Annotated in this window: 24 protein-coding genes, 1 tRNA gene and 1 pseudogene; 18 read left to right on the top strand and 8 right to left on the bottom strand. The window is 71.4% G+C overall.

The features are described 5' to 3' along the window. Positions 1 to 67 precede the first annotated feature (67 nt). The 5 genes from ACIRNI_RS03475 to ACIRNI_RS03495 all read left to right on the top strand — a co-directional run bounded on the left by ACIRNI_RS03475 (position 68) and on the right by ACIRNI_RS03495 (position 4443). Entirely contained in the window at positions 68 to 775 is a 708-nt protein-coding gene (locus ACIRNI_RS03475) for a TetR/AcrR family transcriptional regulator (protein WP_403547928.1), read from the top strand. Positions 776 to 866: 91 nt separating this feature from the next. Then, positions 867 to 1526 (top strand): HhH-GPD-type base excision DNA repair protein, encoded by a 660-nt coding sequence (locus tag ACIRNI_RS03480; protein WP_403547930.1) that lies wholly within the window; start codon positions 867 to 869, stop codon positions 1524 to 1526. A 138-nt stretch (positions 1527 to 1664) separates the two neighbouring features. After that, positions 1665 to 3221, top strand: a complete 1557-nt coding sequence (locus ACIRNI_RS03485) for a M28 family metallopeptidase (protein ID WP_403547932.1) — start codon at positions 1665 to 1667, stop codon at positions 3219 to 3221. A 165-nt stretch (positions 3222 to 3386) separates the two neighbouring features. Next, the gene (locus tag ACIRNI_RS03490) at positions 3387 to 3683 is read left to right on the top strand and encodes a type II toxin-antitoxin system VapB family antitoxin (RefSeq protein WP_289921192.1); all 297 of its coding nucleotides are present in this window, start codon (positions 3387 to 3389) and stop codon (positions 3681 to 3683) included. A 118-nt stretch (positions 3684 to 3801) separates the two neighbouring features. Beyond that, on the top strand, positions 3802 to 4443 hold the full coding sequence (locus ACIRNI_RS03495; protein WP_403547934.1) for a LytR C-terminal domain-containing protein: 642 nt from the start codon (positions 3802 to 3804) through the stop codon (positions 4441 to 4443). Between the two features lie 28 nt (positions 4444 to 4471). Here ACIRNI_RS03495 and upp read toward each other — a convergent pair whose 3' ends face one another. Beyond that, a complete protein-coding gene (upp, locus tag ACIRNI_RS03500; RefSeq protein ID WP_355352541.1) occupies positions 4472 to 5107 on the bottom strand; it encodes a uracil phosphoribosyltransferase in 636 nt (211 codons plus the stop codon). A 92-nt stretch (positions 5108 to 5199) separates the two neighbouring features. Here upp and ACIRNI_RS03505 point away from each other — a divergent pair, with 92 nt between their 5' ends. The 8 genes from ACIRNI_RS03505 (at position 5200) to ACIRNI_RS03540 (ending at position 9764) form a co-directional block, all read left to right on the top strand. Further along, a complete protein-coding gene (locus tag ACIRNI_RS03505) occupies positions 5200 to 5451 on the top strand; it encodes a hypothetical protein (protein ID WP_403547937.1) in 252 nt (83 codons plus the stop codon). 170 nt (positions 5452 to 5621) lie between these two features. After that, positions 5622 to 6152 (top strand): hypothetical protein, encoded by a 531-nt coding sequence (locus tag ACIRNI_RS03510; RefSeq protein WP_403547939.1) that lies wholly within the window; start codon positions 5622 to 5624, stop codon positions 6150 to 6152. 47 nt (positions 6153 to 6199) lie between these two features. After that, positions 6200 to 6709: a tRNA adenosine(34) deaminase TadA gene (tadA, locus tag ACIRNI_RS03515; protein ID WP_403547941.1), complete on the top strand. Its 510-nt coding sequence runs from the start codon at positions 6200 to 6202 to the stop codon at positions 6707 to 6709. A gap of 101 nt (positions 6710 to 6810) precedes the next feature. Further along, positions 6811 to 6895 (top strand) — tRNA-Ser (locus ACIRNI_RS03520). Between the two features lie 137 nt (positions 6896 to 7032). Beyond that, positions 7033 to 7197, top strand: coding sequence for a hypothetical protein (locus ACIRNI_RS03525; RefSeq protein ID WP_403547943.1), 165 nt, complete (start codon positions 7033 to 7035; stop codon positions 7195 to 7197). A gap of 9 nt (positions 7198 to 7206) precedes the next feature. Beyond that, positions 7207 to 7500 (top strand): Dabb family protein, encoded by a 294-nt coding sequence (locus ACIRNI_RS03530; RefSeq protein WP_355352526.1) that lies wholly within the window; start codon positions 7207 to 7209, stop codon positions 7498 to 7500. Between the two features lie 200 nt (positions 7501 to 7700). Next, on the top strand, positions 7701 to 8540 hold the full coding sequence (locus ACIRNI_RS03535; RefSeq protein WP_403547945.1) for an RNA polymerase sigma factor SigF: 840 nt from the start codon (positions 7701 to 7703) through the stop codon (positions 8538 to 8540). Positions 8541 to 8774: 234 nt separating this feature from the next. Further along, positions 8775 to 9764: an RNA polymerase sigma factor SigF gene (locus ACIRNI_RS03540; RefSeq protein ID WP_403547947.1), complete on the top strand. Its 990-nt coding sequence runs from the start codon at positions 8775 to 8777 to the stop codon at positions 9762 to 9764. An 83-nt stretch (positions 9765 to 9847) separates the two neighbouring features. On the opposite strand, the gene ACIRNI_RS03545 is transcribed toward ACIRNI_RS03540, so the two are convergent. Next, on the bottom strand, positions 9848 to 10066 hold the full coding sequence (locus ACIRNI_RS03545; protein WP_403547948.1) for a hypothetical protein: 219 nt from the start codon (positions 10064 to 10066) through the stop codon (positions 9848 to 9850). Positions 10067 to 10262: 196 nt separating this feature from the next. On the opposite strand from ACIRNI_RS03545, the gene ACIRNI_RS03550 reads away from it, so the two are divergent. The 3 genes from ACIRNI_RS03550 (at position 10263) to ACIRNI_RS03560 (ending at position 14088) form a co-directional block, all read left to right on the top strand. Continuing rightward, positions 10263 to 10718: a MarR family transcriptional regulator gene (locus ACIRNI_RS03550; RefSeq protein WP_355352517.1), complete on the top strand. Its 456-nt coding sequence runs from the start codon at positions 10263 to 10265 to the stop codon at positions 10716 to 10718. A gap of 8 nt (positions 10719 to 10726) precedes the next feature. Further along, entirely contained in the window at positions 10727 to 13171 is a 2445-nt protein-coding gene (locus tag ACIRNI_RS03555; RefSeq protein WP_403547950.1) for an MFS transporter, read from the top strand. A 98-nt stretch (positions 13172 to 13269) separates the two neighbouring features. Further along, positions 13270 to 14088: a YceI family protein gene (locus ACIRNI_RS03560; RefSeq protein ID WP_403547952.1), complete on the top strand. Its 819-nt coding sequence runs from the start codon at positions 13270 to 13272 to the stop codon at positions 14086 to 14088. Positions 14089 to 14100: 12 nt separating this feature from the next. Here ACIRNI_RS03560 and ACIRNI_RS03565 read toward each other — a convergent pair whose 3' ends face one another. The 5 genes and pseudogenes from ACIRNI_RS03565 to ACIRNI_RS03585 form a co-directional block, all read right to left on the bottom strand. Then, positions 14101 to 14904 carry a TetR/AcrR family transcriptional regulator gene (locus ACIRNI_RS03565; protein ID WP_403547954.1) on the bottom strand — a complete coding sequence of 268 codons (804 nt, stop codon included), beginning with the start codon at positions 14902 to 14904 and terminating at the stop codon, positions 14101 to 14103. A 35-nt stretch (positions 14905 to 14939) separates the two neighbouring features. Beyond that, a complete protein-coding gene (locus ACIRNI_RS03570; RefSeq protein ID WP_403547956.1) occupies positions 14940 to 16457 on the bottom strand; it encodes an MFS transporter in 1518 nt (505 codons plus the stop codon). 129 nt (positions 16458 to 16586) lie between these two features. Continuing rightward, a pseudogene (locus tag ACIRNI_RS03575) lies at positions 16587 to 16880 on the bottom strand (winged helix-turn-helix domain-containing protein); the annotation flags it as partial. A 107-nt stretch (positions 16881 to 16987) separates the two neighbouring features. Then, positions 16988 to 17845: a DUF2797 domain-containing protein gene (locus tag ACIRNI_RS03580; protein WP_403547958.1), complete on the bottom strand. Its 858-nt coding sequence runs from the start codon at positions 17843 to 17845 to the stop codon at positions 16988 to 16990. Then, positions 17842 to 18681: a carbon-nitrogen hydrolase family protein gene (locus tag ACIRNI_RS03585; protein WP_403547960.1), complete on the bottom strand. Its 840-nt coding sequence runs from the start codon at positions 18679 to 18681 to the stop codon at positions 17842 to 17844. Before ACIRNI_RS03585 ends, ACIRNI_RS03580 begins: the two co-directional genes overlap by 4 nt. Before the next feature lie 53 nt (positions 18682 to 18734). On the opposite strand from ACIRNI_RS03585, the gene ACIRNI_RS03590 reads away from it, so the two are divergent. Together ACIRNI_RS03590 and ACIRNI_RS03595 are read left to right on the top strand one after the other, a co-directional pair. Then, positions 18735 to 19004, top strand: a complete 270-nt coding sequence (locus tag ACIRNI_RS03590) for an SMI1/KNR4 family protein (RefSeq protein ID WP_403547962.1) — start codon at positions 18735 to 18737, stop codon at positions 19002 to 19004. A gap of 154 nt (positions 19005 to 19158) precedes the next feature. Beyond that, the gene (locus ACIRNI_RS03595; RefSeq protein WP_403547964.1) at positions 19159 to 19431 is read left to right on the top strand and encodes a hypothetical protein; all 273 of its coding nucleotides are present in this window, start codon (positions 19159 to 19161) and stop codon (positions 19429 to 19431) included. A gap of 53 nt (positions 19432 to 19484) precedes the next feature. On the opposite strand, the gene ACIRNI_RS03600 is transcribed toward ACIRNI_RS03595, so the two are convergent. Next, positions 19485 to 19997, bottom strand: coding sequence for a hypothetical protein (locus ACIRNI_RS03600; protein WP_403547966.1), 513 nt, complete (start codon positions 19995 to 19997; stop codon positions 19485 to 19487). Positions 19998 to 20168: the final 171 nt, after the last annotated feature.

The following is a 20168-nucleotide window of genomic DNA, read 5'->3' on the forward strand; positions in this document are numbered from 1 at the left end:
CGAGTTCATCTGAACTCAATAGTTCAGATGAACTCGGTCGTACAGTTCCCGGTGCTAGCCTCACCGCATGCCACCCGCACCCGACGCGAAGCAGCCCCAGGCGAAGCAGCCCAAGACGAAGCCCGAGGCAAAGCAGCCCGACGCGAAGCAGCCCCCCACCGGCCCGCGCGCCGCCCGCAAGCGGCAGTCCATCGTCGAGGCCGCCCGCGCGCTCTTCCTGCGCGAGGGCTTCGGCGTCGGCATGGACGCCATCGCCGCCGAGGCGGGCGTGTCCAAGGTGACCGTCTACAACCACTTCGGCAGCAAGGAAGCGCTCTTCACCGCCGTCATCGCGGGCGCGCTCGACGAGACGCTCGACGACGACTCCTCCGCCGCCCTCGCCCGGCTGGCCGACACCGAGGACGCCGGCGACCTGCGCGCCGCCTTCCTCGACGCCGCGCGCGGCTGGGTCCACGCCGTCCGCGCCAACCAGGACGTCGCCGCCCTGCGCACTCTCGTCGCCACCGAGCTCCACCGCTTCCCGCAGCTCGGCGAGGCCTGGCGCACCCACGGCCCGGCGGGCCACCACCCCGCCGTCGCCGACGCCCTGCGCACGCTGGCCGACCGGGGCCGACTCGCCGTCCCGGACCTGGAGGCGGCGGTGGTCCAGCTGTACGCGCTGCTGGTCTTCCCGCACATGGTGTTCGGCCAGTACGGCGCCGACCTCGACGAGGACCTGACCGAACGGCTCCTCGCGAGCGGTGTCGACATGTTCCTGACGTACTACGGCACCTGACCGCGCTCCCGACGGCGCTCTCGCCCGTACGGCGTACGCCGTAAGCCGCCCCCGCCGTGCGGCCGCCACGCCCGGGCGCGATCATCGGGCCATGACGACCACCATCCGCCTCGCCCAGCAGCCGGAGGCCGACGCCCTGCTGGCCCGCAGCCCCCTCGCCGCACTCGTCGGGATGCTGCTCGACCAGCAGGTGCCCATGGAGTGGGCGTTCTCCGGCCCGTACACGATCGCCCAACGGCTGGGCGCCGACGACCTCGACGCGCACGAGATCGCCGCGTACGACCCGGAGGAGTTCGTCGCGCTGCTGTCCGCCAAGCCGGCCGTGCACCGCTACCCCGGCTCGATGGCCAAGCGCGTGCAGCAACTGTGCCAGTACCTGGTGGAGGAGTACGGCGGTGACGCGAGCGCCGTCTGGTCGGACGCCGCCACCGGCCGGGAGCTGCTCGACCGGCTCCTCGCGCTGCCCGGGTTCGGCAAGCAGAAGGCGCAGATCTTCCTGGCGCTGCTCGGCAAGCAGTACGGCGTACGGCCCGAGGGGTGGCGGGAGGCGGCGGGGGCGTACGGCGACGAGGGCTCGTACCGTTCGGCGGCCGACATCACCGGGCCGGAGTCGCTCGCCAAGGTCCGCGCGTACAAGCAGGAGGCGAAGCGCGCGGCCAAGACCGCCAAGAGTGCCAAGACCGCCGAATCCGCCGAATCCGCCGAGTCCGCCAAACCCGGCACGGCCGCCGGAAGTTCAGAGGCGGAGTGACATGTTCCGCAGCGAATCGTACGGAATAACCCGTGAGTTCTGGCACATCTGTTCACAGACGGGGCGGAGATCGCTAGCTTCCCTTCAACCTCGTTCCCACCGGGAAGGACCTCTGTGAAGGCAACCCATCGCAGAGCCGTGGCCACCCTGGCCGCAGCCGCACTCGCGACCCCGCTCCTGCTGGCCTCCGCCTCCCCCGCTTCCGCCGGCCGCCTCACGCCCGACGCGGGCGCCGGCGCGGCCAAGGACGCCGCCAAGCTCTCCAAGAAGCTGGTCCGGGAGGCGTCCGCCAAGGACGCCTACAAGCACCTGGAGATGTTCCAGCGCATAGCCGACTCGGCCGGGGGCCACCGCGCCGCCGGCTCGCTCGGGCACGACGCCTCGGCGGCGTACGTGTACCAGCAGCTGAAGAAGGCCGGATACCAGGTCGAGTACCAGAAGTTCGACTTCGTCTACACCGAGACCCAGGCCGAGAAGCTCGCGGTCGTCTCGCCCTCGCCCCGCGCCATCGACATCAAGGCGATGACGTACACCGCGTCCACGCCCGTCGGCGGCGTCAAGGCGGCCGTGGCCGCCGTCCCGGCCCCGGCGACCGACACGACGCCCGGGTGTGAGGCCACCGACTACGCGACCGGCGCCTTCACCGGAAAGATCGCCCTGATCAAGCGCGGCGGCTGCACCTTCGCCGACAAGCAGACCCAGGCCGCCGCCGCGGGCGCGATCGGCGCGATCATCTACAACAACACCGAGGGCGCCATGTCCGGCACCCTCGGCGACCCGGCCGTCGGCAAGATCCCGACCGGCGGCATCACCAAGGCGGACGGCGAGAAGCTCGCCGCCGACGCCGCGGCCGGGACGGTGGAGGTGAACTTCGAGATCCGCCAGCTCCGCGAGACGCGCTCCACCAACAACGTCATCGCCGAGACGCAGCGCGGCAACGCCGCCAACACCGTGATGCTCGGCGCCCACCTGGACTCCGTGACCGCCGGCCCCGGCATCAACGACAACGGCTCCGGCTCCGCCGGCCTGCTCGACGTCGCCCTGAAGTTCGCCAAGTCCAAGGAGAAGGACCGCACCACCAACAAGGTGCGCTTCGCCTGGTGGTCGGCCGAGGAGAACGGCCTGCTCGGCTCCGAGCACTACGTCGAGCAGCTCAGCGAGCTCGACCGCAAGGAGATCAGGCTCTACCTGAACTTCGACATGATCGCCTCGCCGAACTACGGCCTGTTCGTGTACGACGGCGACAACTCCGACGCCGTCGGCGCGCCCGCCGGCCCGACCGGCTCGGCGCAGATCGAGCGCGACATCACCACCTTCATGGACGCGCGCGGCCTGCCGCACGAGGGCACCGACTTCACCGGCCGCTCCGACTACGGCCCGTTCATCGCGGTCGGCATCCCCTCCGGCGGTACGTTCACGGGCGCCGAGGGCACCAAGACCGCCAAGCAGGCCGAGAAGTTCGGCGGCACGGCGGGGGTCGCGTACGACGCCTGCTACCACGCCGCGTGCGACGACATCGACAACATCAGCATGGCGGCGTTCGACGCGAACATCGACGTCATCGCCCACAGCGTGGGCACGTACGCCCACGACCTCAGCTCGCTGCGCAAGCCGGTCGAGTCCGTCCCGACCGACGGCGACGCGGGCAGCGGCGGCGGTCTGCACGAGGACCACGACCACGAGGTGACGGAGTAACCTCCATCGGATCCATCGGATCCAGCCGACGAGCCCCCGCGTGCGCGGGGGCTCGTTTTTCCGGCACCCGTTTTCCGGCACTCGTTTTTCCGGCACCCGTTTTTTGGGCACCACATCGGCCCCACGTGGCTGCGCCCGGCACCGCTCGCCCGGTAGGCTTTCCGTGTGATCTTCAAGCGCATCGGTAACGGGCGGCCGTACCCCGACCACGGCCGGGAATCCACCCGCGCGTGGGCGGACGTCGCGCCGCGCCCGGTCCGCCTCGACCAGCTCGTGACCACCAAGGGCCAGCTGGACCTGGAGACGCTCCTCGCCGAGGACTCGACGTTCTACGGCGACCTCTTCGCGCACGTCGTGAAGTGGCAGGGCGACCTCTACCTCGAGGACGGACTGCACCGCGCCGTACGCGCGGCCCTCCAGCAGCGGCAGGTCCTGCACGCGCGCGTGCTGGAGCTGGACTGAGCCTTCCGCCCCCGAACGGCCGCGGCGCCCTCAGCCTTTCGGGGGCAATCACACCCATCCGGCCGCATCGGTTGATCGTTTAGTAGGCATAGTCACCGGGCCGCATTACGCTGCGCCCATGAGCATGCTCACTCCCCCGGGTATGGGCGGAAAGTACCGCATCACGGGTAACGCCTACCCGCGCATGCGCCGCCCCCGTCGCCGCCGCCGGATCGTGCTCGCGGCGGTCGCCGCGGTGGTCACCCTCGGCCTGGCCGGCTGGGGGACGCTCCAGCTCATCGAGGTCTTCGGTGGTGGTGGCTCCGGCCCCGGCGGCACGAAGCGCACCACGGCCGCCGGCGCCGCCTGCAAGCCGCGCAAGAGCCCCGCCGCGGTGGTGCGAGTCCCGCTCCAGCCGGCCCAGATCACGGTGAACGTCTACAACGCGACCCCGCGTGCGGGCCTCGCCAAGACGACCGCGGACGAGCTGAAGAAGCGGGGCTTCGCCATCGGCAAGGTGGGCAACGCGCCGGCGGCGTACGACAAGAAGGTGCCGGGCGCGGGCCTCCTGCTGGGCGCCGCGGACGCCACCAAGGGCGCCTTCCCGGTCCTCGGTACGCAGCTGAAGGGCGCGGTGCTGAGGACGGACGCCCGCCAGACGGCGGACGTCGACCTCATCATCGGCACGGCGTTCACGGCGCTGACGCCCCCGCAGGACGCCACGGCCGCGCTCACCGCCCTGTCCCGCCCCGCCCCGGCGCCCTCCGGATGCCCGGCGTAGGAACTGCCCGGCGTAGGACCGGCGGACGTCAGTCGGCGGTGCCGTACATGCGGTCCCCGGCGTCGCCGAGGCCCGGCACGATGTAGCCGTGCTCGTTGAGCCGCTCGTCGACCGAGGCGGTGACGACGGTGACCGGCGTGCCCGCCAGCTCGCGCTCCATCACCTCGACGCCCTCCGGCGCCGCCAGCAGCACGACCGCCGTCACATCGTCGGCGCCGCGCTTGATCAGCTCCCGGATCGCGGCGACCAGCGTGCCGCCGGTGGCCAGCATCGGGTCGAGGACGTACACCTGGCGGCCGGAGAGGTCCTCCGGCATCCGGGTGGCGTACGTCGACGCCTCCAGCGTCTCCTCGTTGCGGATCATGCCGAGGAAGCCGACCTCGGCGGTGGGCAGCAGCCGCACCATGCCGTCGAGCATGCCCAGACCGGCCCGGAGGATCGGCACGACCAGCGGCTTGGGGCTCGACAGCTTGACGCCGGTCGTCCGGGTCACGGGGGTCTCGATGTCGACCTGCTCCGTGCGCACGTCCCGGGTGGCCTCGTACGCGAGCAGGGTGACCAGCTCGTCGGCGAGCCGCCGGAAGGTCGGGGAGTCGGTGCGCTTGTCGCGCAGCGTGGTGAGTTTGTGCGCCACCAGCGGGTGGTCGACGACGTGGATCCGCATGGACTCCACAGTAGCCCGCACTGGCATCAACCCCGTCCGTGGAGGGAAGGTGGGGAGGTCAGGACGTCAGACACCTGGGGGTGGTGGTCGCGATGCCGGACCCGGAAGAGCCGGAAGGACCGGAACAGCCCGACGCCCCGGACGGACGCGTGGACGGACGCGCGGGCCGACACCCGGACGGACGCGAGAGCAAGGGCGAGACCGACGCCGAGCGACGCCGCCGCCGCGCCCAGTTCCTCCGCGAACTGCACGAGGCCAAGGCCCTGCGCGACCGCGTCCAGCCGCGCCGCGCCAGGGCCGCCAGGATGCGCCAGGCGATGCGGATGCGGACCTTCCGCTGGTGATGCCCGGTGATGCCTGGTGACACGGACCGGCGATCGGGCTCAGACTGGTGCACGACGCAAGAGCGGAACACCTCTCCTGAAGCCCTCGCATCTGCCACGATGCCGAGTGGGCGGGGCATTCTGGAGCGTGCCGCCCGATCGTCACACCTCTGATCAGTGGGAGAGTCACGGTGTACTTCGCCGCACTGCTCGCGCGCACCGAAGACGGGTGGGAAGCGAGCGACACAGAGCTCGACGATGTGGAGACCTTGTCGGATCTGACCGAGCTTGCCCGCGAGGCCTCGGTGGACGACGACACAGTGCTCGTCTTCATCGAGCAGGAGGACGCATGGTTCGGCATCGTCCGCGTGGAGGGTGAGGACGACCCTCGCATCTTCATCTCGGACGGCGCGGCCGCCGCCCGCTCCTCGTACGGGGAGATCCTCACCAAGGAACTGCTCGGCGACGACCTGGACGACGACACCCCCGACCTGGACGCGCTGGACCTCGACGGCACCGAGGACGGCGAACCGGCCGAGGACGAGGACGAGGAGGAAACGGAGCCCGCGGGCGAGACCGTGCCGGCCGAGCCGCTCGGCGACCTGCTGATCCTGGACGATCTGGGCATGTCCGAGAAGGAGCTGCTGAAGCTCGACACCGACGCGCTGTCCGAGATCGCGGACGCGCTCGGCGCCGCGGAGGTCCTGGAGGCGGTCCGCTAGTGCGGCACCCGCACCACCCCGCGGAGCCCGCGAACCCCGCGACGACCATGACCGCCCTTCCCGACCCCGACCCCGACCCCGGCTTCGACCCCGGCCCCGATCCCGTACGGGATCCCTGGCGCAGCGCGATGCGCCGGGCGCTGGAGGAGGCCGAGCGCGCCGCGCTGGCCGGCGATGTGCCGGTCGGCGCGGTCGTGCTGTCCCCGGACGGCACGGAGCTCGCCGCAGGGCACAACGAGCGCGAGCTGACCGGCGATCCGACGGCGCACGCCGAAGTGGTGGCGCTGCGCCGGGCCGCCGAGCGGGTCGGAGAGTGGCGGCTGCCCGGGTGCACGCTCGTCGTCACGCTGGAGCCGTGCGTGATGTGCGCCGGCGCGCTGGTGCAGTCGCGCGTGGAGCGGGTGGTGTTCGGGGCGCTGGACGAGAAGGCCGGCGCGGTCGGCTCACTCTGGGACCTCGTACGCGACCGACGGCTCAACCACCGGCCCGAAGTGGTCCACGGGGTGCTGGCGGACGAGTGCTCGGAGCTGCTGACGCGCTTCTTCCGCGATCGCTGACGGGTCGCTGGCGGATCGCCGGCGGATCGCCGGCGGATCGCTGACGACGATCGCGACTATCGATTTCAGCGAACCGGCACCCTTGGGCTAAGCTCTCTCTCGGTAGCGTGTCCGAGCGGCCGAAGGAGCTCGCCTCGAAAGCGAGTGTGGCGCAAGTCACCGAGGGTTCAAATCCCTCCGCTACCGCTCTCTTGTGAAGGGCCCCGTGCGCAGGACGCGCCGGGGCCCTTCGCCATGCGCTCGGTTAGACTCACGCGACCACTGGGGCGATCACCTGAGGTCATCTGAAACGATCACAGAGGAAGACGGGGGAGACCGGGCCGATGGCGCAAGCGAAGAAGGTTACGCTCTACATCCTCGTCGTCTTCGTGCTGTACTCGATCATCAACTCCCCCCAGCGCTCGGGCGAACTCGTGAAGGTAGGGTTCGAAGGCATTTCGAGCGCCGCCCAAGGTGTCGGCGACTTCATGACCGAGCTCATCAAGTAGGAGTCCGCTGTGATCCGCCACCTGGTCCTCTTCAAGCTCAACGACGGCGTGCAGCGCGACGAGCCGCGCGTGGTCGAGGCCGTGAAGGCGTTCGAGGAGCTCGGCGGCCTCATCCCCGAGCTGAAGTTCTGGGAGTGCGCCTGGAACATCACCGACCGGCCGATCGCGTACGACTACGCCATCAACTCGGCGGTCGAGGACACGGACGCACTGAAGCGGTACATCGAGCACCCGGCCCACCAGGCGGCCGCCGGCCAGTGGCGCGAGTTCGCCACCTGGGTGATCGCCGACTACGAGTTCTGAGCCCGCCTCAGCCCCGGATCCCCGCATCCCCTGATCCACCGAGCCCCGTACCGGTCACTTCCGGTGCGGGGCTTGCCGTATGCCCCCGCCCGCGCGCTCAACACGGCGTTAGCGGGTGCTTGCACACAGTGGACATGTCTTGTGATGCTATGACCGCTTTTGACGGATCAGTTGACCGTACTTGATCGCGAAGGGGTGGCGTGAACGTGCCGGCCAGTACGACGCCTCACCAGGTGCCGCCCCAGAACGAGTCCGAGCCCCGCCCCCGGCCGTCGGGGCGGGCCGCCGACACCCGTGCGCTCACCCAGGTGCTCTTCGCCCAGCTGAAGGAGCTCCAGCCCGGCACACCGGAGCACAACCGGGTCCGCGGGGCGCTCATCGAGGCGAACCTCCCCCTGGTGCGCTACGCCGCCGCCCGCTTCCGGTCCCGCAACGAGCCCATGGAGGACGTCGTCCAGGTCGGCACGATCGGACTGATCAACGCGATCGACCGCTTCGACCCGGACCGGGGCGTGCAGTTCCCGACCTTCGCGATGCCCACCGTCGTCGGCGAGATCAAGCGGTACTTCCGCGACAACGTACGCACCGTCCACGTCCCGCGCCGACTGCACGAGCTGTGGGTGCAGGTGAACGGCGCGACCGAGGACCTGACGACCGCTCACGGACGCTCGCCGACGACCGCCGAGATCGCCGAGCGGCTGAAGATCTCCGAGGAGGAGGTCCTCTCCTGCATCGAGGCCGGGCGCTCGTACCACGCCACCTCGCTGGAGGCCGCCCAGGAGGGCGACGGGCTGCCGGGGCTGCTGGACCGGCTCGGGTACGAGGACCCCGCGCTGGCGGGCGTCGAGCACCGCGATCTCGTACGCCATCTGCTCGTACAACTGCCCGAGCGCGAGCAGCGGATCCTGATGCTCCGGTACTACAGCAACCTGACGCAGTCCCAGATCAGCCAGGAGCTCGGCGTCTCGCAGATGCACGTGTCAAGGCTCCTCGCACGGAGCTTCGCCCGATTGAGATCCGCAAACAGGATCGAGGCGTAGCTGAAACGGGTAGACCCTTTCAGCCCCACTTCAGGCGGCGGAAAAGCCGCACACCCCCTGTTTCCTGCGCAGATTTGCCCCCATCTTGTCGACAAGTCACTACAGCGTGTTGCCGACATGTGACATTCTGCTGGAACCGCGTTTGCCGCAGTCTCGGCTCCGGTATTCAGGTGGAGGCTGCGTTCCTCCGATGGTCGCGGCCCACGCGACCGTCCGCGACCTCAAGGGGGTGGCATGTCCGCAGAACAGGGCAGCTCGAAGGTGCTCACGCTCACGCCCGTGCCGGAGCTCATGTCCGTGCCCGAGCTCGCGTCGGTGCCCGCACAGGTCGGGATCGCCGAGATCGCCGAGATCACCGGCATCCCGGACGCTCCGGACGCCCCGCAGCCGGTCGCGGAGGTCGCCGACGCCGCCGAGGTCGCGGAGCTCGCCGCCGTCTCGCACGCCACGAGCGCGCCGGAGGCCATCGACACCCGCACGCTGTCCCGCTCCCTGTTCCAGCGGCTCGCCGTCCTCGGTCAGGACAGCCCCGAGCGCACGTACGTCCGCGACACGCTCATCGAGCTGAACCTGCCGCTCGTGCGCTACGCCGCCGCCCGCTTCCGCAGCCGCAACGAGCCGATGGAGGACATCGTCCAGGTCGGCACGATCGGCCTGATCAAGGCGATCGACCGGTTCGACTGCGAACGCGGCGTGGAGTTCCCGACGTTCGCGATGCCGACCGTCGTCGGCGAGATCAAGCGCTTCTTCCGCGACACCTCGTGGTCCGTGCGCGTACCGCGCCGGCTCCAGGAGCTGCGCCTGGCGCTAACGAAGGCGAGCGACGAGCTGGCGCAGAAGCTCGACCGCTCCCCGACCGTCCCCGAACTGGCCGCCGTGCTCGGCGTATCGGAGGAGGACGTGGTCGACGGCCTCGCGGTCGGCAACGCCTACACGGCCTCCTCGCTGGACTCCCCGTCCCCGGAGGACGACGGCGGCGAGGGCTCCCTCGCGGACCGCCTCGGGTACGAGGACACCGCCCTGGAGGGCGTCGAGTACCGGGAGTCGCTCAAGCCGCTCCTCGCCAAACTCCCGCCCCGCGAGCGGCAGATCATCATGCTGCGGTTCTTCGCCAACATGACGCAGTCGCAGATCGGCGAGGAGGTCGGCATCTCGCAGATGCACGTCTCGCGGCTGCTGACGCGCACGCTGGCGCAGCTGCGCGAGGGCCTCATCTCCGACTGAGCAAACCCGCCCGACGACGAAGGGGGCTCACCGGCGCCGAGCGCACCGGTGAGCCCCCTTCTCCATGCGTAGGGGTACGCGGATCAGGCCAGCGCCAGCCAGGCCACCGCCGCGACGACCACCACGACCGCCACGACGCCGGCGATCAGGCCGACCCGGGGGCCGGACGAGGTCGCCGCCGCCGCCGGCTGCTGCCGCTGCGGCGTGCCCTCGTCGACGAAGGCGCGGAACATCTGGGTGGAGCCCGCCGGGTCGTAATTGCCCTCGGGGCTGCCCTGCGGGGCGTGGGGGTTGTGTGCCATGGGGCAGGACCCTAGCGAACCGGAGCCCGCCGCCCAACCTCCGCCCGGCCAACGCCCCACCTCCGCCCGGCGTCCGTGCCGGAGCCGCTCGCCTTTGCCAGGACTTTAGGCGCCTTCGCCCCTTTTTAGTTTGCCTGTAGCAACCAACCTTGTTTATGGTTGCTCTAAGCAACAAGATGTTCGGGGGTGCCTGCCCATGGCCGAGTGGAGTCAGTACGAGGAACTGGCCCGGCAACTGAGCGCCATCGGCGCGGTCAAGCGCGGACTCTCGCGGCTTCTGCCCGCCGAGTGCCCCGCCGGCTCCGCCGCCGTCCTGGCGCTGCTCGACCGGTACGGAGAGATGCGGATGAGCCGCTTGGCCGAGCTGCTCGCCGTCGACATGTCGGTGACCAGCCGCCATGTGGCCCACGTCGCCGACCGCGGCTGGATCGAGCGGCTGCCCGACCCGGGCGACCGGCGCTCCCGCATCCTGCGGCTGACGGGCCCGGGCAAGGAGCTGCTCGACGACCTCGGCCGACGGTCGGCGGACCTGTTCGCCCACCACCTCAAGGACTGGTCCGACGACGAGGTCGGACAGCTCAACGCGATGCTGGCCCGCCTCCGGAGCTCCTTCGGAGACTGCCGGCCCCACGCCACTCGTACACAAGCGTAAGGAAGTTCATGGCTACGACCACACCACCCGGTGTGCGGGGCGGCCACCACGCCAAGACCCGAGACGGTGGCGGCGACGGCACGCCCATGACGCACCGGCAGATCATGGAGGCGCTGTCCGGGCTGCTGCTCGGCATGTTCGTCGCCATCCTGTCCTCGACGATCGTCTCCAACGCCCTGCCGGAGATCATCTCCGACCTCGGCGGCGGCCAGAGCGCGTACACCTGGGTCGTCACGGCGGCCCTGCTGTCGATGACCGCCACCACACCGCTCTGGGGCAAGCTCTCCGACCTCTTCTCCAAGAAGCTGCTGGTGCAGCTCGCCCTCGTCATCTACGTGGCGGGCTCGGTCGTGGCCGGTCTGTCCCAGAACACCGGCATGCTCATCGCCTGCCGCGTCGTCCAGGGCATCGGCGTCGGCGGTCTGACCGCCCTCGCCCAGATCATCATGGCCGCGATGATCTCCCCGCGGGAGCGCGGCCGTTACAGCGGCTACCTCGGCGCCACCTTCGCCGTCGCGACCGTCGGCGGCCCGCTGCTCGGCGGCGTGATCACCGACACCGACTGGCTCGGCTGGCGCTGGTGCTTCTACGTCGGCGTGCCCTTCGCCGTCATCGCGCTCATCGTGCTCCAGAAGACGCTGAAGCTGCCCGTGGTGAAGCGGCAGGTCAAGGTCGACTGGGCGGGCGCCCTCTTCATCAGCGCGGCGGTCTCGCTGCTGCTGGTCTGGGTCACCTTCGCCGGTGACAAGTACGACTGGCTGTCGTGGCAGACGTACGTCATGGTCGTCGGCTCGGTCGTCCTCGGCGCGGTCTTCCTCTTCGTCGAGTCCCGCGCGAGCGAGCCGATCATCCCGCTGCGGCTGTTCCGCAACCGCACCATCGCGCTCGCCTCGCTCGCCTCGCTCTTCGTCGGCGTCGCGATGTTCGCGGGCACGGTCTTCTTCAGCCAGTACTTCCAGCTGGCGCGCGACAAGTCGCCGACGATGTCCGGCGTCATGACCATCCCGATGATCGCCGGCCTGTTCGTGTCGTCGACCGTCTCGGGCTGGATCATCACGCGGACCGGACGCTGGAAGGCGTGGCTGGTCAGCGGCGGTGTGCTGGTGACGGCGGGCCTCGGCCTGCTGGGCACCATCCGGTACGACACCGAGTACTGGCACATCGGGGTCTTCATGGCCGTCCTGGGCCTCGGCATCGGCATGATGATGCAGAACCTGGTCCTGTGCACCCAGAACCAGGTCGCCCCGGCGGACCTCGGCTCCGCGTCGTCCATGGTCACCTTCTTCCGCTCGCTGGGCGGTGCGGTCGGCGTCTCCGCGCTGGGCGCGGTCATGGCCAACCGGGTCACCCACTACGTCGAGGACGGCCTCGCCGACCTCGGCCCCAAGGCCGCGGCCCTCGGCCACGGCGGCACGGGCGGCGGCGGCATCCCGGACCTGGACGCGCTGCCCGCCCCCATCCGCACGGTCATGGAGAGCGCGTACGGACACGGCGTCGGCGACGTCTTCCTCTACGCGGCGCCCTTCGCGCTCATCGCGTTCCTCGTGACCCTGTTCATCAAGGAGGTCGCCCTGAAGAGCAACGCGACGCCGGCGCCCGAGCCGGCCGCTGCGACCGCCGCCGCGGCTCCGGCGCCCGAGGCCGCCGCTTCCCCGGCGGCCGCCGCCCCGGCCGCGGCCACCACCGGCGGGACCCCCGTCACCGGCACCGTCCGCACCGCCGACGGCACGGCCGTCGCCCGCGCCGCCGTCACCCTCATCTCCCTCGGGGGCCGGCAGCTGGGCCGCTCGGTCGCCCACGCCGACGGCACGTACGCCCTCGAGGCGCCGGGTTCCGGCTCGTACGTCCTGATCGCCTCCGCCGACGGCTACCAGCCGCAGGCGTCCACGGTCGTCGTCGGCGAGGAGCCGCTGGCCCACGACATCCTGCTCTCCGGTACGAGCGGCCTCGCCGGCGCGGTCCGGGCCGCCGAGGGCGGGGAGCCCGTCGAGGGCGCGATGGTCATCGTCACCGACGTACGCGGCGACGTCCTCGCCTCCGGTACGTCGGCGCAGGACGGCTCCTTCGCCTTCGGCGAGCTGGTGCCCGGCACGGTGACCGTGGCGGTGAACGCCGACGGCTACCGGCCGCTCGCCCTGCCGGCCGAGATCGGCGGCCAGGGCGTGACCCGCGTCGAGGCGCTGCTGGAGGCGGGCGCCCGGCTCCAGGGCACCGTACGGGCCGGGGCGGACCGCCGCCCGCTGGCCGACGCGCGCGTGACGCTCGTCGACGCGGCCGGCAACGTCGTCGCCACGGCCACGACCGGCGAGGACGGCGCGTACGGCTTCGCCGACCTGAACGCGGGCGAGTACACGCTCATCGCGACCGGCTACCCGCCGGTGGCCGGCGCCCTCACCGTGACCGGCCGCGGCCTCGACGGCCACGACATAGAGCTCGCCCACCCCGGCGAGTGACCCACAGCTCGGGTGGATCGAGCGGAGACACCCGATGAAGGGGGCGGCAGGCAGGGGACGGCCTGCCGCCCCGCTTTTCGTACGAGGAGAGAAACCGCATGCCACTGCACGCACACGTACGCACCCGCGACGGCTGGCCGGTCCAGCACGCGGTGGTGACCGTGACCGACATGACGGGCGCCCAGGTGCTGCGGGCCGACGCCGACCCGGACGGAGCCGTCGTCTCCGAGGCGCCGCTCGCGCCGGGCCCGTACACCGTGGTCGTCACGGCGCTCGGCTATGCCCCGGCCGCGCGCACCGCGCTGGTCGCCGGGCACGGCCGGGCCGAGCTCGGCACGGTGGTCCTGGCCCGCGCGGGCGGCGTGGAGCTGCCGCCGCCGGGTGCCTGGACCCTGGACCCGGCGCATTCGTCGGTCGGCGCGGTGGCGCAGCACCTGGGCATCTCCAGCGTGCACGGCCGCTTCACCGACTTCGGCGGCCGTGTCGAGATCGCACCGGACCTGGCGGCGTCGCGCGTGGACGCGGTGATCTCGGCGGCCTCCATCGACACGGGCAACGGCCTGCGCGACAAGCACCTGAAGTCGCCCGACTTCCTGGACGTGGAGACGTACCCGGAGATCACCTACCGCAGCCACGGCCTGACCCCGGCGGGCCCGGACCGCTGGACCGTCCACGGCTCCCTCACCCTGCGCGGCATCGCCCGTGAGGTGGACCTGTCGCTGACGTACCTGGGCACGGGCCCGGACCCGTGGGGCGGCACGCGCGCGGCCTTCCACGCGACGGCGGAGCTGCGGCGCGAGGACTTCGCGATGAACTACAACCAGGTGGTGCAGGCGGGCATCGCGGCGATCGGCACGACGGTGCGGGTGGAGCTCGACATCCAGGCGGTACGCGGCGAGCAGTTGCCCCAGGCCTAGCCAGGGCTGGGGCTAGGCCTGGGTGCCGGGCGTGGCGGTCATCGCCTCGATGCCGGCGATCAGGAGCTTGAGCGCGAAGTCGAAGTCGCGCTCGCGCATCTCGTCGACGGTGTCGCCGCCACGGGCCTCCATCAGCTCGGTGGCCGTCCGGAAGTCCTCCTCCAGGCCGGGCTGTTCCTGGATCGCGGCCAGCGCCTCGCGGTAGTACTCGTCCTGGCTCATGCCCGCGCTCGCGCACCGCTGCATGAACTGGCCCTCGACCGTGCCGAATCCGTACACGAACTGGAAGACCGCCTGCGTCGCGCCCGTCTGGGCGTACGGGGGCAGGCCGGTGCTGCCGATGAGGCGCTGGACGCGGAGGGCGAAGGCGGTCGAGTGCGGGCCGATGTTGAGGAACCGGCCGACCAGCGGCGACACCCAGGGGTGGCGGACCAGCAGGGCGCGGTAGCCGGCGGCGAGAGCGCGCAGCTCGCCGCGCCAGTCCTCGCCGCCGGCCGGGTCGGGGAGCTCCAGCTCGCCGAAGACCGCGTCGATCGCGAGCTCCAGCAGGTCGTCCTTGGTGTCGACGTACCAGTAGACCGACATCGCCGTGACGTTCAACTCCGCCGCGAGCCGCCGCATGGAGAACTTCGCGAGGCCCTCGGCGTCCAGCAGCCGGACCGCCGCGGCCGTGATGCGGTCCCGGTCGAGCCCGGAGGGCTGCTCGGCCTCGGTCTTGCGGGCCGCCTTGCGCCCGGCCGCCCGCGCGGTCCTGCCGCCCTCCAGCCACACGCTCGCACGGGCCGGGTGCTTCGCGCGGTCGGCTGCCGACACCATGGGCGTTCTCCTCCTCGGTTTCCGGGCCCTTGATGCTATGCCCGGTCCCGTTCGGCCCGGTGCAGCAGCACCGCCGCCAGCAGGCCGCCCGCCAGCACCGCGGCCGCGCCCACCAGCTGGCTTGTCTCGAGGCTGGCGGCGAACGCGTCCGCGATGCGCGCCCGGTCAGCCGGTCCGTCGGCCGCCGCGAGCGCCGCCGGGAGCGAGACGGCCGTGACGCCCGTGACGCCCGCCACGGCGACCGCCGACGTGAACCGCGCGTTGAGGACGGCCCCGAGGACCGCGACGCCGAGCCCGTTGCCGAACTCGCCGAGGGTGCCGTTGATGCCGGCGCCCACGCCCGCCTTCTCGGGCGGTATCGCGCTCATGATGGCGTTGGCCATGGCAGGCATCGAGACCGCGACGCCCGCGCCCATGACCACGAGCCCGAGCAGCATGCCACCGTACCCGTGTGCCCCGCCCAGGACGGCGATCGCGGCGAGCCCGGCCGCGACCATGGCCATGCCGAGCGCGATGGTCACCGGCGTACCGAGCTTCGACAGCAGCCGGGCGCCGACGCCGGTCAGGTTGAGGACGACGATGGTCAGCGCGAGCGGCGCGGTCCGCAGGCCCGCGTCGAGCGGCCCGTACCCGAGGACGAACTGCAGGTGCTGCGTCAGCAGGAAGAGTGAGCCGGTCATGCCGAAGGCGACGAGGATCGCGCCCGCGATGGCGCCGACGAAGCGCTGGTTGCGGAAGAAGTGCATGTCGAGCATGGGGTGCGGGGTGCGCAGCTCCCACACCGCGAAGACGCCCAGGACGACCGCACCGAGCCCGGCGGCGGCCAGGACGCGGCCGGAGGCCCAGCCGTGCTCGGGCCCGGCGATGATCGCGTACACGATCGCGGTCATGCCGATGGTGGACAGCACGGCGCCGAGCACATCGGGCCGGTCGCCCTGCTTGTGCTTCGACTCCGGTACGAGCGCGGCGACGGCGGCGAGCCCGAGGACCGCGACCGGGATGTTCACGAGGAAGATCGCGCCCCACCAGAAGTGGTCGAGCATGAACCCGCCGATCAGCGGCCCGGCGGCGAAGCCGAGCGAACTGACCGTCGACCACAGGGCGATGGCCTTGACCCGCTCGCCCTCGTCGAAGATCTGCACGACGACGGCGAGGGTCGTGGTCATCAGCAGCGCTCCGCCGACGCCCATGCCCGCGCGGGCGGCGATCAGCTGGGCGGACGACTGCGCGAGCCCGGCGGCGAGCGAGCCGACGCCGAAGAGGGCGAGGCCGATGAGGAGCATCTTCTTGCGGCCGTAGCGGTCGGCGGCGTTGCCGGCGGTGAGGAGCAGGCCGGACTGGACGAGGGAGTACGCGTTGATCATCCACTGCACGTCGGAGGTCGAGGCGTCGAGCTCGGCGGTGAGGGAGGGGATCGCGACGTTGAGGACGGTGTTGTCGAGCAGCACGGTGAGCTGGGCGAGGCAGATGACGCCGAGGATCAGCCAGCGCTGCGGGTGGCCGCCGCCGACGGGCGGCGCGGTGGAGGAGTGATCGGCGCTTGTCGCCGTCATCGCGGGTACTCCTTGTACGGTGTATGGGAGTGGCTTCCGGTGCACCGTACAAGCCGCTCCTATACGGCGTACAACGATTTACGCCCGCGGACACGCCCCCGTGCCCACCCCCAGGTCGGCCGCCGGGTCGGCCGCCGGCTTGATGAGGTATCCCGCCCCCCGCCGGGTGTGGATCATCGGCGGGCGCCCGGCGTCGATCTTCTTGCGCAGGTAGGAGATGTAGAGCTCCACGACGTTGGCGTGTCCGCGGAAGTCGTAGCTCCAGACCTGGTCGAGGATCTGCGCCTTGCCCAGCACGCGCCGCGGATTGCGCATCAGGTAGCGCAGCAGCTCCAACTCGGTGCCGGTCAGGTGGATGGCCTGACCGCCGCGTGACACCTCGCGGCTGTCCTCGTCCAGGACCAGGTCCCCGACGACGAGGACCCTGAGTCCGGTCTCGGTAGGCATGAGTCCACGATCGCGACCGCGCCTGAGAGGAACCTTGCCCGTCCCTGTGATTTCCCTGAGAAAGGACCTGAGCGGTACGCCCTTTAGAACAGCCCGCCCTGCTCCCCCCGCGGCATCCACACGACGGGCATCGTCACATCGTCCTCGGCACCGCCCGGCACGAGGTCCCACCCACTGGTCAGCCGGGTGTCGAGCACCACGCGGCGCCCGTCCCCCGTCAGGAGGTGCAGGTCCGGCCCCGCGACGGCCACGACGGCCCCGCGCACGCTCCCTCCGGCGACGAACTCGCTGACGACGCCGTCCACGGCGTCCACCCGTTCCAGGCCGAACACCTCCGCGTGGTCGACGACCCGCGGCTCGGCCGCCCGTTCCAGCGTCTCGCCCCAGCCGGGCACCTCCGCGGCACGCCGGTACAGCGCCACCACCTCCGCCGCCCGCTCGGACGCGTCCGGCAGCCGTACGCGCGCGGCGCGCTTGGCGGCGTACGGGATCCGGTCGGGCACCCCCAGCGCCGTACCGAGCACCTCCTCGGTCCGCCGCGCCGCCATCAACGGCCCGCGCCCGAGCCAGGTGTACGCCACGGCCCCCTGCTCCAGCAGCCGCGCGTCGCCCCGCTCCTCCGCGGTGATGCCGACCTTGACCATGCCGGGCCCGAACCACGCGAGGTACACGCGGTACGTCCTCGGGTCCTCCACCGCGGTGTCCGCCGCCACGGAGTGCGCCCGGTCCAGGCGCGCGCACTCGGCGCAGCGGCCCCCGGTACTGCGCCCGGCCACGACGGCCCCCACGACACACGGCCGCCCGCGCGCCCCCACGCACCGCCGCTCCCCGACGGCCCGGAAACCGATCTCGCGCCCGTACGACAGCGGACTGACCCGCCCCCGCTCCCACACGAGCACGGGCCGGCGCTCCTGCCACCGCAGCCCGACGGCCCTGGTCACCCCCGGTACCGCAGGCGCGGCGCCGACCCGGTGTCGTGCAGGTCCCGCAGCACGGGGCGCGCCTCCCGCGCCTCGCGCAGCACCTCCGGATCGAGGTCCGCCGCGACGATCTCCCGCTTCTCGGGCCCGGCCTCGGCCACCAGCCGCCCGTCGGGCCCCCACACTCCGCTGCCGCCGCAGGTGTGCCAGCCGCCCGTCACTCCCACGTGGTTGGCGAGCACCGTGTACATGGTGTTGTCGAACGCCCTGGCCGGGAACCACATGCGCGACTCGTGGTACCCGTTCCCCACCCCGAACAGCGCCCCGACGACGTACGCGTGACATCCGTCGAGCGCGGCGGCCCTGGCGTGTTCCGGGAACCCGGAGTCGTAACAGACCCCGATCCCGAGCCGCCACCCGTCCACCTCGACCGTGCACCCGGCCGCCCCCTGCCGGTACACGTCCCGCTCCCCGGCGAACAGCGTCTGCTTGTCGTACCGCCCGGCGAGCCGCCCCTGGTCGTCGACGACGAGCGCCGACACGTACAGCTCCCCCGCCTCGTACACGGCGGCCCCCACCACCCCCACGACCCCAGCGTCCCGACAGGCCTCCCGCACCGGCTCCAGCCGACCGTCCTCCCTCTGCACGGCGCAACGCCCCGGCTCGGCGGCGATCAGCCCGGGCTCGTACCCGGTCAGAAACTTCTCCGGAAACACCACCACCCGCGCCCCGCTCTCGGCGGCCTCCCGCACCATGTCCGCGACGACCGCGGCATTCGCCTCGACATCCCCGGCGACGGGGCACGCCTGCGCGGCGGCGACACGCAGGACCTGGGACGGCAGCTGATCACTTCGCATGCCGGCCAACCTAACCGCCTGAGCTGTCACACCCCTCCCTTAGGCTGCGCCCCATGTGGAAGGAAGCCGCTGCCGCATCCCTGCCCGACGCCCGGTTCCGGCCACCCGTCGAGCCGCCGGCCCTCGCCGAGGCGGAGCGGCGCCTGGGGCGGAGCCTGCCGCCGCGGCTGATCGCGCTGTTGAGCGAAACGGACAGGATCACCGATCCGCAGGGAACGGACGTCGTCTGGGACCACGAAACCGACAGCCGCATGTGGGCGGCCGGAGGGCTGAAGGACTACGTGGGCCGCGCTCTCGCGGGCGCGGGTGATCGGTGGCGGTAGTACCGCCCCTGACGACACCAGAGGCCCCGGACTTTCGTCCGGCGGCGCCTCCGGATGGCCCAGCTGCACGGGTTGACGCAGTCCAGGCCATGATCCTACGGTCCGCCTTGCGCGTGGTCGCGGCCGACAGCAACGAAAGTAAGTGAGGGTGGTCGTGGGGGTGCTGCTCTCGTACCTGCTTCTTTTCCTGATTGCCTGCGGCTTGATGGTGTTGCAGCTCGTCGGCGCGTTCCTGCTCATGTTGAGTGCCGCTCTGTTCATCCGGCGCTTCGCGACTGCGCGCAAGCGTCGACCCGGCCGCTTCCCCAGAACGATGCGCGTGGCGCCCTATGTGCTCGGCGGCATCGGCATGTGCTTGCTGGTTCCTGCTTCGGCAGCGCTCTTCATCGGCCGGAAGTGGGGCATTTTTGAAGCCTGGGCGATATAGGCCGACCCCGTGTCCGCGACCGCACCCGACTGACCGCGACTTTGCCGGCGCCTCTAGTCAGCCATGGGGCCGCTCGGCATCTCACCTCGGTACGGTATCCAGCGGTATCCGGGCTGGAACGGCACGTAAGCGTCACCGAGGCCGAGCTCGCCGTGGAGCGTGTCGCTGACCACGAGCCCGTGCAGGCTGCCCTCGACCAGCTCCTCCGACCACTCGGCCTTGAGCTCGGCCGGGTCCACGAACGCTTCGGGCTCCCAGCCGACCTGTGCCGCGACGTATCCGTCGAACTTCGCGAGCAGTGCGTACAGCTGGTGCCCCAGGTCCGTGAGCTCTGCTCCGGTGAGTTCGAGCTTGGGGAGGCCGCGATCCGCGGGAACGCCCCAGCCGACGGCTACCGGCACGATGGACAGCTGGGTGTACGCGCCCACCGTTCTCGGCATCGACCGGTGGAGAGGGACGCGATGGTCGCCCGCACGCAGAACCCATCGGATGGATTCGGCAGCCGCGTCCCGTGCGGCCTGGATGTTGTCGCCGAAGTTCACCACGAGCTCGAAGTAGATCGCCACGGTTCGGCCCTCCCCCCTGACATCAGCGCTTCGACCCTCTGCGGTCCAGGGTCGTCCCCGCGCACTGCCCGTACGGATCAACGCGAGAGGCCCCGGACTTTCGTCCGGGGCCTCTCGCCTGCTGTGCACTCGGCAGGATTCGAACCTGCAACCTTCTGATCCGTAGCTCAA

The sequence above is a fragment of the Streptomyces sp. NPDC093546 genome (assembly GCF_044765045.1).
Taxonomy (GTDB): domain Bacteria; phylum Actinomycetota; class Actinomycetes; order Streptomycetales; family Streptomycetaceae; genus Streptomyces.

Bases quoted from the DNA above. Each gene is read 5' to 3' on its own strand.
- ACIRNI_RS03590 (WP_403547962.1), top strand. From the start codon at position 18,735: ATGTGGAAGGAAGCCGCTGCCGCATCCCTGCCCGACGCCCGGTTCCGG.
- ACIRNI_RS03540 (WP_403547947.1), top strand. From the start codon at position 8,775: ATGTCCGCAGAACAGGGCAGCTCGAAGGTGCTCACGCTCACGCCCGTG.
- ACIRNI_RS03560 (WP_403547952.1), top strand. From the start codon at position 13,270: ATGCCACTGCACGCACACGTACGCACCCGCGACGGCTGGCCGGTCCAG.
- ACIRNI_RS03480 (WP_403547930.1), top strand. From the start codon at position 867: ATGACGACCACCATCCGCCTCGCCCAGCAGCCGGAGGCCGACGCCCTG.
- ACIRNI_RS03565 (WP_403547954.1), bottom strand. From the start codon at position 14,904: ATGGTGTCGGCAGCCGACCGCGCGAAGCACCCGGCCCGTGCGAGCGTG.
- ACIRNI_RS03555 (WP_403547950.1), top strand. From the start codon at position 10,727: ATGGCTACGACCACACCACCCGGTGTGCGGGGCGGCCACCACGCCAAG.
- upp (WP_355352541.1), bottom strand. From the start codon at position 5,107: ATGCGGATCCACGTCGTCGACCACCCGCTGGTGGCGCACAAACTCACC.
- ACIRNI_RS03505 (WP_403547937.1), top strand. From the start codon at position 5,200: ATGCCGGACCCGGAAGAGCCGGAAGGACCGGAACAGCCCGACGCCCCG.
- ACIRNI_RS03495 (WP_403547934.1), top strand. From the start codon at position 3,802: ATGAGCATGCTCACTCCCCCGGGTATGGGCGGAAAGTACCGCATCACG.
- ACIRNI_RS03545 (WP_403547948.1), bottom strand. From the start codon at position 10,066: ATGGCACACAACCCCCACGCCCCGCAGGGCAGCCCCGAGGGCAATTAC.
- ACIRNI_RS03585 (WP_403547960.1), bottom strand. From the start codon at position 18,681: ATGCGAAGTGATCAGCTGCCGTCCCAGGTCCTGCGTGTCGCCGCCGCG.
- tadA (WP_403547941.1), top strand. From the start codon at position 6,200: ATGACCGCCCTTCCCGACCCCGACCCCGACCCCGGCTTCGACCCCGGC.
- ACIRNI_RS03475 (WP_403547928.1), top strand. From the start codon at position 68: ATGCCACCCGCACCCGACGCGAAGCAGCCCCAGGCGAAGCAGCCCAAG.
- ACIRNI_RS03525 (WP_403547943.1), top strand. From the start codon at position 7,033: ATGGCGCAAGCGAAGAAGGTTACGCTCTACATCCTCGTCGTCTTCGTG.
- ACIRNI_RS03550 (WP_355352517.1), top strand. From the start codon at position 10,263: ATGGCCGAGTGGAGTCAGTACGAGGAACTGGCCCGGCAACTGAGCGCC.
- ACIRNI_RS03570 (WP_403547956.1), bottom strand. From the start codon at position 16,457: ATGACGGCGACAAGCGCCGATCACTCCTCCACCGCGCCGCCCGTCGGC.